This is a genomic window from Anabaena sp. PCC 7108, assembly GCF_000332135.1.
Lineage (GTDB): Bacteria > Cyanobacteriota > Cyanobacteriia > Cyanobacteriales > Nostocaceae > Anabaena.
This window is the reverse complement of sequence record NZ_KB235896.1, coordinates 4,949,613-4,962,355: the sequence shown is the minus strand read 5'-3', so window position 1 is coordinate 4,962,355 and position 12,743 is coordinate 4,949,613. Positions and strand designations below refer to the sequence as shown.

Genomic DNA, 12,743 nt, shown 5'->3' with positions numbered 1-12,743 from the left:
TTTGTCCGTAGCATTGTAGTACGTGTGTAGCCCAAGACGTAAGGGGCATGCTGACTTGACGTCATCCCCACCTTCCTCCGGTTTGTCACCGGCAGTCTCTCTAGAGTTCCCATCTTATTGCTGGCAACTAGAAACGAGGGTTGCGCTCGTTGCGGGACTTAACCCAACATCTCACGACACGAGCTGACGACAGCCATGCACCACCTGTGTTTGCGCTCCCTAAGGCACTCTCCCCTTTCAAGAAGATTCGCAACATGTCAAGTCTTGGTAAGGTTCTTCGCGTTGCATCGAATTAAACCACATACTCCACCGCTTGTGCGGGCCCCCGTCAATTCCTTTGAGTTTCACACTTGCGTGCGTACTCCCCAGGCGGGATACTTAACGCGTTAGCTACGGCACGGCTCGGGTCGATACAAGCCACGCCTAGTATCCATCGTTTACGGCTAGGACTACTGGGGTATCTAATCCCATTCGCTCCCCTAGCTTTCGTCCCTCAGTGTCAGTTGCGGCCTAGCAGAGCGCTTTCGCCACCGGTGTTCTTCCTGATATCTACGCATTTCACCGCTACACCAGGAATTCCCTCTGCCCCGAACGCACTCTAGCTATGTAGTTTCCACTGCTCTTACAAGGTTGAGCCTCGCTCTTTAACAGCAGACTTACATAGCCACCTGCGGACCCTTTACGCCCAATCATTCCGGATAACGCTTGCATCCTCCGTATTACCGCGGCTGCTGGCACGGAGTTAGCCGATGCTTATTCCTCAGGTACCGTCATTTTTTTCTTCCCTGAGAAAAGAGGTTTACAACCCAAGAGCCTTCCTCCCTCACGCGGTATTGCTCCGTCAGGCTTTCGCCCATTGCGGAAAATTCCCCACTGCTGCCTCCCGTAGGAGTCTGGGCCGTGTCTCAGTCCCAGTGTGGCTGATCATCCTCTCAGACCAGCTACTGATCGTCGCCTTGGTAGTCCATTACACTACCAACTAGCTAATCAGACGCAAGCTCATCTTCAGGCAGCAAGCCTTTTACCTCTCGGCACATCCGGTATTAGCCACCGTTTCCAGTGGTTGTCCCAGACCTGAAGCCAGATTCTCACGCGTTACTCACCCGTCCGCCACTAAATCCCTAAGGATTCCGTTCGACTTGCATGTGTTAAGCATACCGCCAGCGTTCATCCTGAGCCAGGATCAAACTCTCCGTTTTGGTTCGTTTTCTTTAGCTCTTCAATTTCTTAACTTCCCAAGTTCTCTCTATCTCTTTCAAGAACTCTTCAGTTTTATTTTTTAGACGAGGTATTCTGTTTTTACTCTTTCAAAGTATTATCTTTTCTCGGTTCAGTTGCTCAGGCTCTTGCCCTCACTCAAACAATATAGCAACTTCTTTTTGGTCTTGTCAAGGGTTTCCATCAACTTTTTTTTTGGTCTTCTCTTCTCTTCCATGAAGAATATCCAGTAACTGAAGGTTTAGAGGAGGGAACTTCAGTCCAGTACAGAGGACTGGGTAAAACGAATAAAAAACTGATGAGGCAATTTAGAGTATTTCCATTTAAAAAATTTCTAAGTTTAGAAGGTGATGTCCAGTTAAAAACATAATGCGACACATAGGTAGCGACTGTCTTGATTGTCAAGCGATCGCTGTAAGATTGACGCAACTGAGGAACGCTGAACCCTTATTGGACGGTAGTAGGTACTACGGGCAAAAAGATTTTGAGTTAGAGTCTAGATGGTATTGAGCCGAAGAGATCCGTGTAAGTGCGATTCGTGAAGAAACCCATTTCATCGGGGGGGGGATTCCAGGCTTTAGTCATATATAATACAGCGTACATAGTGCCAATCAGTTTTTTGTCCCTTCAGATGTTTTGATAGTGGATAAAACCTGTAAAGGCGATACTTCTTCATCAAATACAGCCAAGTCAAACCAAAAAGTAGTACCGATACCAACTTCACTAACCAAATTAACTTTACTGTGATGCCTGTCAATAATATTTCTGACAATAGATAGACCCAAACCAGTACCTTCGAGGGTATGAACCCGGTTTTCTACCCGGAAGAAGCGGTCAAAGATTGCCTGTTGGTCTTCTGGCGCAATGCCAATTCCTGTATCACTGATTTCTAGCCGTACCTTACTAGACTGATGGTGTGAACCTTCGCGCTGTGTAGCGTTCGCAAATTGTTCAGTTGGGTTAGAGTTCAGGGAAGAAAAAGAAGAGTTGGGTTGAGGATTTAGCTGGTAGGCACGGATTGCAACTTTTCCACCAGACGGGGTGAATTTGAGGGCATTACCAATTAAGTTACCAAATACTTGTAACAACAAATCATAATTACCTAGGACTAAGGGTAAGTTAGGGGCAACTTCCTGAGCTAGTTCAATGCCTTTATCTCTAGCATTGAGTTGGTAGGTACGCAATGTCTGTTCCAGTGCTTGCGCCAAATCGACACCATCAAAATTGTAGGTGCGTCCAGATTCGAGTTTTGATAAATCCAAAACATCATTGACTAGGCGAGTAAGTCTATCAGTTTCATGATTAACGGTTTCCAAAAATTCTTGGCGTTCTTCTAAACCCAAGTCTTCGCCATAATCATGTAGGGTTTCAATATAGGTTTTGATGTTAAAGAGGGGTGTTCGCAGTTCGTGAGAGACATTACTGATAAATTGACTTTTGGCTTCATTTAGTTCTACCTCACGGGTGATATCTTGCACAGTGATGGCAATGCCTTTAATACTTTCCCTTTGCAGGTTAAGCACTGTAGTCAAGAGAATACGGATTGTGCGCTTGGTGGGTTCGTTGAGTGGGATACGAAACTCAGCACTTTCGCATTCTCCGGCAGCCATTTCATACAAGGTGCGGCTGATTTCCATTTGTACGCTTATGGGCAAGTTATGCAATACGTTGCTACCCACGACATCACTGCCTTCCCAACCAAAAATTCGCCGTGCTGTAGGGTTGACTAGAATTACCTGCATATTATTGTCAATCAGCACAGCACCATCGGCAATGGTGGAAACTAAGGTTTCTAATTTGGCTTTTTCTGCGGTTAGTTCTTCAATATTCTGTTCTTCGTAGCGCTCTAGGCGCTCTGCCATTTCATTAAAGCTTAAAATTAGCTCTCCTAGTTCACCACCTAGGGGTAAGTCAATTCGCTGTTTAAAATTACCCGTAGCAATCTGTTTTACGCCTACGAGTAGTTCTTTAATTGGTTTAGTAATGGTTAAGGCGTTGATTACTCCTGCCAAAATTACCATCACCCAAATGGTGATAAACACCGCAATGGTAACATCACGGGTGAAATTAGTGGATATAACTGCTGTTTGGTTGGGATTAATGCCGACTGCTAAAACACCTAAATATTGTTTATTAACTATGAGGGGAATAAATACATCAGTGACGACACCATCTGGGGATATGTGTTGACGCACCATTGGTTGGTCATTATCACCTGGGTAATCTTCTGGTAGTTGTATGCGCCGCTTAATGGTGAGGGAGTTTTCTACTTCTGGTTCCCAAAAGGGAATGCCAAAAAAGATTTTCCCTGTTTCATCAGCGTAGAGCATATAACGCACACTGGAGGTGCTGCTGTAGAAACGTTGGGAAAATTGGGCAACTTCTGTGAGATTGTGATCTGCAATCAAGGGCGCAACATTTGATGCAAGTAGAAGTCCGAGGTCACGACCGAAGCGGGTGTCGTTCAGACGTGCATCTTGCTGAATTGTGTTCACTGCCCAGAAAGTTAGACCACTCATCACCAGGGAAACCACTAAAGTAGCTACAGCTAGTAGTTTGGTCTGAAGGGTGAAATCAGACCACCAATGAGCGAGTGTCTTTGATACGCCTTGAGCGAAAGCATCTCGGATTGTTGTTAAAGGAGCCAGCATCTTAAATACAGTTGTTAGTAGTTCTTGGTTTTCTACCCCAACAACTTAAAAATTAACAGTTAATTTGCCAAAAATGCTAGGGAGAAGTTGGGGAGATGAGTAGACAGGGAGGTGGGGATGTGGGGAAAACTACTAACTGCTAACTCAGCATTCCGCACTTAGGACTTAGGACTCAGCACTCTATGACCAATATCCCTACGGTAATATACCCCTGAAAAATGAATGTGTTGGATGCCAGCATATGCCTGAGCGATCGCTTGTTGAAAATTTTCGCCCAGCCCAGTGACATTTAAAACTCTACCACCGTCTGTCAATATTTGCTGCTGTTCGTTCAACTTTGTGCCAGCATGAAATACTTTTGCACCTGATGCTTCTGCCTCCTTAATACCCCCTATTACCTGGCCTTTTTCATATTCTCCTGGATAACCTCCTGAGGCAGCTACTACAGTGGCAGCAGCCCCTTTTTTCCAAGCAATAGGCGGCATTTCTGCTAAACGCTGCTGAGTGCAAGCCAAAATTAAATCTTCTAGGGGTGTTTCTAGCAATGGCAAAATAACTTGGGTTTCTGGATCACCGAAACGACAGTTAAATTCTAAAACTTTAAAGTCACCATCTGCTGAAACCATTAATCCAGCATACAGCACACCTCGGTAGTCGATGCCTTTGCTTCTTAAAATTGCGATCGCTTTTTCTAAAACTTCTGTTTGCACCCTTGCCATCAACTCTGGTGTTGCAATCGGTGCAGGAGCATAAGCGCCCATGCCCCCAGTATTATCTCCGGTATCACCATCACCAATCCGCTTATGATCTTGAGCAGGAAGTAAAGGACGAATCGTTAATCCATCAGTCAAGGCTAAAACTGATACCTCTTGCCCCAGCAAACATTCTTCAATCACGACAAAATTACCCGCACTGCCAAACTGCCCCTGAAAAATGGCATCAATGGCATCTTCGGCTTTTGCAAGGGTTTGGGCAACTGTCACACCTTTACCAGCAGCTAAACCGTCAGCTTTAACAACAATTGGCGCTCCCTGTGATTTTATGTAAGATTTTGCTGCTATTGCTTCCGTAAATACCGCTGCTTTGGCTGTGGGAATTCCTGCTTCTTGCATTAACGCCTTAGCCCAAGCCTTACTAGCTTCAATTTGCGCTCCCGCTTTACTTGGTCCAAATACCATCAGTCCTTTGCTTTGGAGATAGTCGGTAATTCCCATTGCTAAAGGTACTTCTGGACCGACTACAACTACAGAAATATCCTTTTCTAAAGCAAGTTTGCTGATACCCTCAAAGTCATCTACCGCGAGAGGGATGTTTTGGCAGCATTCCATACTTGCTGTACCCCCATTTCCCGGTACACAGACAATTTGCTCAATTTTCTTTGATTGTAGAAGTTTCCACGCTAGAGCGTGTTCACGTCCCCCATTACCTACAACTAAAACCTTCACTTATTTCCTTGTATGTCCCTTGTAAAATGAGAATGCCTTCAGGCTACTGATCATATAGACTTCTGGTAGAAGCCCAAATTTTTCACTAATTATCCTACTAATCAAGGGCTTATGGTGACTCTTAAGTGGAAAAAACTCTTCTATACCGGATTTTGGTGGTATTTTTTGCTATTATGCGACTGAAGTTTATTATATGGACATATCAGAAAATGAACCTCAAAGCTTTATAAATCAAGGGTCAAAACCTAATTTACGCCTAAATCCAAGTAGATCGAGAATTTTTGTTCAACAGCAAAATTAATTACAATAAATTAAAAAATTGCAAAATTTGTAAAATCTCCTAGTTTTTTACATAAAAAAAATAAACACTTAAAAACATATCACAGCTTATACCAGATTAATATGAAGCTGCATAGAATAATTGAACGCGGATGTACGCAGATAGACGCGGATAAATCAATGGATTTTAGAATTATGTGCGACCTCACATAAAATTGGTATTAGTCTAATTTCTGAGTATTTACTATTGCGCTCCTAAAAAAATTCCCAAAATCTCAAAAAATCAGCAACATGGCTAAAATTATCGTTACTGGAGTGGCTGGCTTTATAGGTTCTCACCTTGTCGATACATTATTGCAAAGAGGAGAAGAAGTCATCGGCATTGATGAATTTAATGATTACTATGATCCAATGTTGAAGCGGAAAAATATTGCTACCTTTCAACAGTCGCCTAACTTTACATTAATTGAAGGCGATATTCAATTTTTAGATTTACCAAAACTTTTCCAAGATGTGGAAGTAGTTTATCATCAAGCAGCGCAAGCGGGAGTAAGAAACTCATGGGGGAAAGGCTTTCGCGCCTATACTGAAAGAAACATTAATGCTACACAAGTTTTGTTAGAAGCTGCAAAGGATGCTCAAAACCTGAAAAGATTAGTATTTGCCTCTTCATCTAGTGTATATGGTGATGCAGAAACTTTACCGACTAATGAAGAAATTAAGCCGTTGCCAGTTTCACCTTACGGTATTACTAAATTAGCAGGTGAAAGATTGTGTGAACTATATCACAAAAACTTCGCTGTTCCTTTTGTATCCTTGCGCTATTTTACAGTTTATGGACCTCGACAGCGGCCAGATATGGCATTTCATAAGTTTTTTAAAGCAGTTTTAGAAGATCAAGCCATTCCCGTTTATGGTGATGGACAACAAACACGGGATTTTACATTTGTCACTGATGCCATTGGGGCGAATTTAGCCGCAGCTACTATACCAGAAGCAGTAGGAGAAATTTTTAATATTGGTGGTGGTAGCAGAGTAGTTTTAGCAGAAGTATTAGACACCATAGAAGATATAGTTGGTAAACCCATCAAACGTAACCATATTGAAAAGGCTATGGGAGATGCGCGTCACACGGCTGCGGATGTATCCAAAGCACAAAAAATTCTTGGATATCAGCCACAAGTAGCTTTGCAAGAGGGTTTAACTCGGGAATGGGAATGGGTTAAAGCATTGTATGGTTATGGGACTTAGGCATTGAGCTTAAAAGTATCAAGGAAAAAACAAAAGTTTCGGAGTTTCCCTCAGTTGTAGCGACTGAGGAAATTGTCGTGGAGGGAATAGAGAACCGTCAAGAAATACAGAGATTTTTAGTTTTTGGCAAAATGTATAATTAATTTTGCTAAGTTACTTATGAAATTTTGTATGACAAGATTTATCCGCTGTTTTTGCTGATTAACGAATGAATGACGCTATGATTCCAAACTAGACCTATGTCTTGCTGACGGGTAAAGTTTGACCAGTACTAATGCTTTCATTCCGGAAAAATATCCCCGAAGGAGGATGCAAATAAGATTGGTATAAGTCCATAGACCTATCCTGCAACATCTCTGTCCAGCTGCTTACATCATATAACAGTGACTGAAAAAGAGATGCCGCTGAATATACGATTACTTCCCAGATAGATTATTTTGAAATTAGCCCCTATGCAATTAAGAGATTCTCAGCGCCGAACTAAAATTGTTGCTACTATCGGACCTGCTACCAGTAGTCCAGAAATGCTGAAAGCGATTATTGAAGCGGGTGCAACAACACTGCGACTAAACTTTTCCCACGGAACTCATGCTGACCATCAGCGTAGTATTCGCCTAATTCGGCAAACCGCCTTTGAACTCAATAGACCAGTAGCAATTCTCCAAGATTTGCAAGGGCCAAAAATTCGCTTGGGTAAGTTTGAAAATGGTTCTATAATTTTGGCGAAGGGCGATCGCTTTACATTAACAAATCGCCTCATAGAAGGAACACAGTCAATTAGCTGCGTTACCTACGATTACTTAGCAGATGAAGTCCCTGTAGGTTCAAATATCCTCCTCGATGATGGCAAAGTTGAAATGGTAGTTGAGGAGATTAACCACGAAAAAGGTGATTTACATTGTCGGGTAACAGTTCCTGGTAAACTTTCCAACAACAAAGGGGTAAACTTTCCGGGAGTTTACTTATCCATTAAAGCCATGACCGACAAAGACCGAGAGGATCTGATGTTTGGTCTAGACCAAGGTGTAGATTGGGTAGCACTTTCCTTTGTTCGCAATCCCCAGGATATTATCGAAATTAAAGAACTCATCTCCAGCACCGGCAAAAATGTCCCTGTAGTTGCCAAAATCGAAAAGCACGAAGCCATTGAACAAATGGAAGCAATTCTGACTTTGTGTGATGGGGTTATGGTTGCTAGAGGTGACTTAGGAGTAGAACTACCAGCAGAAGATGTCCCTGTACTGCAAAAACGGCTAATTGCTACAGCCAACCGCTTGGGTATCCCCATTATTACCGCTACCCAAATGCTAGATAGCATGGTCAGTAACCCCCGTCCCACTCGTGCAGAAGTATCTGATGTTGCCAACGCGATCTTAGATGGTACAGACGCAGTGATGCTTTCCAATGAAACTGCTGTTGGTAGTTTCCCCGTAGAAGCTGTAGCGACAATGGCGAGAATAGCTGAACGCATTGAACAAGAAGAAACCCTCAACACCAATTCTCGTCTGTCAAGAGACAAAAGGCGTTCTATTCCCAATGCGATTAGCCAAGCTGTTGGTCAAATTGCTGAAAATTTGGGTGCAGCCGCAATTATGACGTTGACACAAACCGGGGCTACAGCCCGCAACGTTTCTAAGTTCCGCCCCAAAACACCAATTTTAGCTATTACACCCCATGTCAACGTGGCACGACAGTTACAGATGGTATGGGGTATTAAACCGTTGTTGGTGCTAGAACTACCTTCTACAGGTCAAACATTCCAAGCTGCTATCAATGTTGCCCAGGAAAAACACCTCTTAACTGAAGGTGATTTAGTGGTAATGACTGCGGGTACGCTTCAGGGCGTTTCTGGGTCAACAGACTTGATTAAAGTGGAAGTGGTGACTGCTGTACTCGGACAGGGAATTGGTCTAGGTCAAGGTTCTGTGAGTGGACGGGCAAGGGTAATTCATAATGCTATGGATGCCAGTAACTTTAACTCTGGAGATATTTTGGTCGCATCCCGCACTGGTGTTGATTTTGTGGAAGCAATTCGTAAAGCTGGGGGGATTATTACTGAAGAGGAAAGTCTTACAAGTCACGCGGCTGTAATTGGTTTACGTCTTGGTGTACCAGTAATTGTGGGTGTGAAGGAAGCAACAAAGGTAATTAAAGACGGGGCGATTTTGACTTTGGATATGCAACGGGGTTTGGTTTACTCTGGTGCAGTGGGAACTTAAATTTGGTAATAGGTGATTGGGGAAGAGGTGATTGATAAAAATGTTTTACCGATTACCGATTACCGATTACCGATTACCGATTACCGATTACCGAAACATCAAAGATTGTACCAACAATGGCGCGGACTAATTTACCTTGAGGTTGGATGATGTCGAATTTCTTCCTATTTAGGATTATAAATTATCTTAAAGATATTCTTTTAAAATCTCTACTGTATCCAGCCCAGTTTTTTCCCAACTAAATTGATTTGCTCTTTTTAGTCCTTGTTCTGAAAGTTGTTGTCTGGTTTCTGAATCATTAATAATTGCTTGCATTGCTGCGGTGATTTCCCCTGTATTATAAGGATTAATCAAAATAGCAGCATCTCCCGCAACTTCTGGAAGTGAGGAAATATTAGAGGTAATAACTGGTGTACCACAAGCCATTGCTTCTAAAACTGGTAAACCAAATCCTTCCCATAAACTGGGGAAAACTAATGCAATTGCTTGATTAATAATTATTGGTAATTCGTCGTAAGATACATAGTTAAGAAATTTCACAAGATGACTTATTCCTAATTCTTGAGATTGTATTTCTAATAATGGAGAGTAACGTTGATCATAAGGTCCTGCTAACCATAGTTCATAGTCATTTCTATTAGGTAGCGCGGAAAAAGCTGTAATTAATCTTTGGACATTTTTATAAGGGTCTTGACGACCGATGTATAGGAAGTAATTACGGGTGGTGAGATTAAGGAATTTGAAATTTAAGCGATTGTATGCGAGGGGAATTGGTGTGATTTTACTAGTAGGAATGTCGAAAAAATCAACTAAATCTTTAGCGGTTACTTGGGAGTTGCAAATAATGTGTTGTGCTTGATTGAGAACTTGGGGAACATAGTAACGATGGTATGGTGTGAGTGGTGAAAAGCGTTTAGGAAAGCGTAATGGTATCATGTCATGGGACATGACAATAAAGCGACATTTTGTATAAAGGGGTGCTTCGGGGATAGGGGAAAATAAAAGTTGAGATTTGAGGCTTTGATAGATTTTTAGTAGTTGAAATTGTGTCCAAAATAAGCGGTTTAAATGTCCTTTTAAACCTTGTTCTGATGTTAGGCTAGTAGGAGTTTGATAGCAGTTATAATTAGGAAAAAATTGTGAAGTTAAAAGTGTCGGTTGAAGTCTTTGTAATTGAGGTAAAAGATTAAGAGCGTAGGTGGTTGTACCTGTGGGTTTCGTTAGGAGAAATGAAAGATTGATTAGTAGGTTATTATCCACAAATTTAATTCTCTTTGCTCTCATTTACTTTATGTAAAGTCATACCAGCAGTCCAACCTAAACGGATACCCTCAATAGATTCTTTAATATATTTCCATAAAAGCTTATTTGAGAGATGATGAGTAAATTTAAGACGAATAATTCTTAAAAAGCAACGATAAATTAGGAGTATGGTTAGACGTGTAATTAAAATAGGGAAGGGAATTTTTTTTAAAGCGTGTTTTAGTGCAAAATAAGTGGTATTTTTAGCTAGAGAATACCAGCAAGTAAGATGTTTTTGATCTTGACGATTATGACTAGCTTGGGGATAATGATCTACAACTACATCACAATAGTGGATTTCATAAGCTGCTTGAATCACACGCAGACAAACATCAGTTTCATCTAAAAAATATTCAAAAAATTCATCATATCCATTTATTTTCTCTAATACATCTTTGCGATAAGATGAATTTGCTCCCATTAAGCCATTGTACCAAAAACCCTGCGGTTCGTTGTAATTAATGTTATCACCAGATCGAATGGCAATGGTATTACTAATAATATTTGTGATCCCACAATGGTATTGCAACGGATAATCAGATTTTGTCATATCTCTCACTGTGCCACCAACTCCTCCACATTTATTACCATGTAAAGAATAGATTGATAGAAGTTTTTCTATCCAGTTAGGTGGTGGAATTGCATCATCATCTAAAAATGCGATAATAGATCCTGATGCAAACTTTATACCTCTATTGCGAGATACACTAATATTTTTGATGTTAATTTTATCTAGCTTGATGTAATAACTGGATTGTTGAGATAGTGAAGTTACTATATTTAGTGTATCCGTAGTGGTAGAAGCATCAATGATCACAACTTCAAAGTTATCATTAGTTAAGTTCTCCAACGCTATAAGAGTTTTCCTCAGTGAAGCAGGGCGTTCACAAGTACAAATAACAATAGATACTTTTGGTTTCACTTTAGATAGTTTTAGTTCTAGTAATTACTTTAAACAAATTTTTAATCTTAATTCTAATTTCTGGTGTAGCTGATAACCTATCTGCTAATTTTTTCATAACTTTCCAAGCTGCTGCCATAAGTAAAGTTTTGATATCGTTTACTGACAAATCTTTAAAATGGACTGAATGGAAATCACTATTAGGTGATAATTGCAACTCCTGCATTCTTGTAAACAAGACATAGTTAGAACTGACTTTAGATACCATAGGCATATTTATAAGTTTATCAAATACATCTGGATTGAATTCAGAAATTGGTTCTGATTTAATTTTTGTCAATAATTCAGTATTATTTAAAATCCGGGTTAAAATATCAGTTAAACCTTCAACAGTTCCATCAAACTTATAGCAATTTATGGAATCTTGAAAATGATCTTTAAATGCAGGAATATCAGATAAAATTAGAGGAATACCAATCCAGTTAAGTTCATGAGCAGCAAGGCAAAATGTTTCGACACGAGATGGAAAAATTGCTAAGTGAGCATCTTGGGCAATTTTTAAGTATTCTTCTGGTAAATATTTACCATGAAAAGAAAAATGATGTAAAAACTCTTTAGGTATAAAGCTCTTTATTTCGTCTAATGAAGAAGCAAAGTTTGAATTAGCTGTAGGTACATTGTAACCAGCAAAAATAACATGAAACTGGTTAGGAAATATTTTACATAATTCTGCACAGGTACGAGCTACAATATCACTCCCTTTAATATATTGTATTCTTCCTGGGCAAAGTATCTTCAGAGGCAATTGGGGAGGTTGAATTTGATAGTGTGAGTTTTGCTCTGCTAATTTTTTATAAGGCAAAGATGAAATAACAACTCGATTGTCAATACCAAAGTATTCTGTATACCAATTTGCTACTGCTAAGGAGGGACTTTTCCAAGCATCAGCAAGTTCTAAAGATAATCTTTCTGCATAATTAGATAAAGCATAGCCATTACCTTGATATAAACTGACTGGATATCTATCAGTTAAATCCCAAATTTCTCTAGCACCATGTAGGTGAACCCACATAACTATATTTTTGAATAATGACTGAGGATTACAGTGTTTATCTCGCAATATGTGAAATGCGATACCTGCGTGTTCACACCACTCAATCCCTACAATATTTTTTTGATTAATGATTTTCTCTAAACTCTGCTTAAGAGCCAAAGATGTTTTATCTATGTCATAGATATCTTCAGATCCTAATTTTATTTCTGAAAAATCATTGACATGGATAATCTCACATTTTAAATTTAAATTATGAAAATGTTGCTTGGCTTTAAGAGCATTATCTGGAATTAAATTATACAATAAAATTAATGGTTTATATGATGAATTGTTTAAACATTGAATGACATTAGATATATAGTTTCCTATACCACCATTACATAAAGGAGCAAGTTCAAAAGTAGGAAATACTATGTACATAAA

Annotated in this window: 7 protein-coding genes and 1 rRNA gene (1 of these 8 only partly in view); 2 read left to right on the top strand and 6 right to left on the bottom strand. The window is 40.2% G+C overall.

Going from position 1 to position 12,743, the window contains the following annotated elements; genetic code table 11:
- From ANA7108_RS0123180 to purD, 3 genes are all read right to left on the bottom strand, one after another.
- Positions 1 to 1,199: ribosomal RNA gene (locus ANA7108_RS0123180) — 16S ribosomal RNA — on the bottom strand (it extends 290 nt beyond the left edge of the window).
- A 630-nt stretch (positions 1,200 to 1,829) separates the two neighbouring features.
- Positions 1,830 to 3,869 (bottom strand): two-component system sensor histidine kinase NblS, encoded by a 2,040-nt coding sequence (nblS, locus tag ANA7108_RS0123175; RefSeq protein WP_016953220.1) that lies wholly within the window; start codon positions 3,867 to 3,869, stop codon positions 1,830 to 1,832.
- A gap of 158 nt (positions 3,870 to 4,027) precedes the next feature.
- Positions 4,028 to 5,314 carry a phosphoribosylamine--glycine ligase gene (gene purD / locus ANA7108_RS0123170; protein WP_016953219.1) on the bottom strand — a complete coding sequence of 429 codons (1,287 nt, stop codon included), beginning with the start codon at positions 5,312 to 5,314 and terminating at the stop codon, positions 4,028 to 4,030.
- A gap of 570 nt (positions 5,315 to 5,884) precedes the next feature.
- On the opposite strand from purD, the gene ANA7108_RS0123165 reads away from it, so the two are divergent.
- On the top strand, positions 5,885 to 6,844 hold the full coding sequence (locus ANA7108_RS0123165; protein WP_016953218.1) for an NAD-dependent epimerase/dehydratase family protein: 960 nt from the start codon (positions 5,885 to 5,887) through the stop codon (positions 6,842 to 6,844).
- Positions 6,845 to 7,296: 452 nt separating this feature from the next.
- Positions 7,297 to 9,063, top strand: coding sequence for a pyruvate kinase (gene pyk, locus ANA7108_RS0123160; RefSeq protein ID WP_016953217.1), 1,767 nt, complete (start codon positions 7,297 to 7,299; stop codon positions 9,061 to 9,063).
- A gap of 186 nt (positions 9,064 to 9,249) precedes the next feature.
- Here pyk and ANA7108_RS0123155 read toward each other — a convergent pair whose 3' ends face one another.
- Genes ANA7108_RS0123155 through ANA7108_RS0123145 form a run of 3 tightly spaced genes read right to left on the bottom strand, consistent with a single transcriptional unit; the run spans position 9,250 to position 12,740 of the window.
- A complete protein-coding gene (locus tag ANA7108_RS0123155) occupies positions 9,250 to 10,347 on the bottom strand; it encodes a glycosyltransferase family 1 protein (protein ID WP_016953216.1) in 1,098 nt (365 codons plus the stop codon).
- Positions 10,328 to 11,287, bottom strand: coding sequence for a glycosyltransferase family 2 protein (locus tag ANA7108_RS0123150; RefSeq protein ID WP_016953215.1), 960 nt, complete (start codon positions 11,285 to 11,287; stop codon positions 10,328 to 10,330). Before ANA7108_RS0123150 ends, ANA7108_RS0123155 begins: the two co-directional genes overlap by 20 nt.
- A gap of 1 nt (position 11,288) precedes the next feature.
- Complete coding sequence (locus tag ANA7108_RS0123145) at positions 11,289 to 12,740, bottom strand: glycosyltransferase (protein ID WP_016953214.1); 1,452 nt, start codon at positions 12,738 to 12,740, stop codon at positions 11,289 to 11,291.
- Positions 12,741 to 12,743: the final 3 nt, after the last annotated feature.